The sequence below is a fragment of the Kitasatospora sp. NPDC098652 genome, assembly GCF_044760155.1.
Lineage (GTDB): Bacteria > Actinomycetota > Actinomycetes > Streptomycetales > Streptomycetaceae > Kitasatospora.
The window spans coordinates 1-1,385 of record NZ_JBIWAQ010000067.1 but is presented as its reverse complement, the minus strand read 5'-3'; the positions used below and the strand labels follow the sequence as shown (position 1 = coordinate 1,385).

The following is a 1,385-nucleotide window of genomic DNA, read 5'->3' as shown; positions in this document are numbered from 1 at the left end:
ACACCCCCACCACCCCACCCACACCCACACCAACCACCACCCCCACCCACCACACCCCCCTCCCCACCTACCCCTTCCAACACCACACCTACTGGCTCCACCCGGTCGCCGACTCCGGCGACTTCGGACGGCACGGCACCGGACACCCGCTGGTCGGCGGCGCCATCGAACTCCCGGGCAGCGACGCCCTGGTACTCACCGGACGGGTCTCCCTCGACGCCCAACCCTGGTTGGTCGACCACGCGGTCCTCGACACCGTCCTGCTCCCCGGCACCGCGTTCCTCGACATCGCCATGCGGGCAGGGTCCGAGGTCGGCTGCACCCACGCGCAGGACATCACCCTGGACAACCCGCTGCTCGTGCCCGAACACGACACGGTCGACCTACAGATCCAGGTCAACTCACCCGGCGATGACGGCAATCGGCCCTTCACGATCCACTCCCGCCTCGGCGACGCCGAGTGGATCCGGCACGCCACCGGCGTACTCTCCCCCGAAGCGCCGCCGGCACCGCCGACTCCGCAGCACGCGGCCTGGCCGCCCCCGACCGCCACGCGCCTTCCGATCGCGGACCTCTACGGGCAGCTGGCGGAACGCGGCTACACCTACGGACCCGCGTTTCGGGGACTTCGGGCCGCCTGGCAGGACGCGGACGCCCTGTACGCCGAAGTGGAACTGGCCGAGGACGTCAGTGAGGCCGGCTTCGGGGTCCACCCCGCACTGCTCGACGCGGTGCTCCACGTGCGGCTCGCAACCACCGGTGACGACGGTGACGACACGGACCTGGAGCTGCCGTTCTCCTGGTCGGGCGTCAGCCTCCACGACTCGGGCGCCCGAACGCTCCGCGCCCGGGTGGCCCTCGTGGACGACGCCACGATCGCCCTGGACGTGACGGACGCGAACGGCAGGCCGGTCCTCACGGTCGGCGCTCTGGCCACGCGGCCCGTGGACCCGGCGAAGCTCGTGTCGAGCGACCTCGCGCCGTTGGCGTTGGAGTGGGTCCCCGCCACCACCGCCACCACCACACCCCCCACCCCCGACATCCTGATCGTCCGCCCCGACGACGACACCACCACACCCCACGACCCCATCGACGCCGCCCACCACCTCGCCGAACAAACCCTCACCCGCGTGCAGGAATGGCTCGCCCAGGACCGCGCCGACGACGCCCACCTCGTGGTCGTCACCCGCGGCGCCGTCTCCACCGGACGGACCGACCCCATCACCGACCTCCCCGCCGCCACGACCTGGGGACTCATCCGCACCGCACAGAACGAACACCCCCACACCCTCACCCTCCTCGACCACCACGGCGACACCCCCGACCCCGACACCATCACCGCCGCCCTCACCACCGGCCAACCCCAACTCGCCCTCCGCAACGGC

At 71.9% G+C, this 1,385-nt stretch carries 1 protein-coding gene; it reads left to right on the top strand.

Going from position 1 to position 1,385, the window contains the following annotated elements; genetic code table 11:
- The coding region (locus ACIQWA_RS40945) for a polyketide synthase dehydratase domain-containing protein (protein ID WP_402492290.1) at positions 1-1,385 on the top strand (1,385 nt) is incomplete at both ends.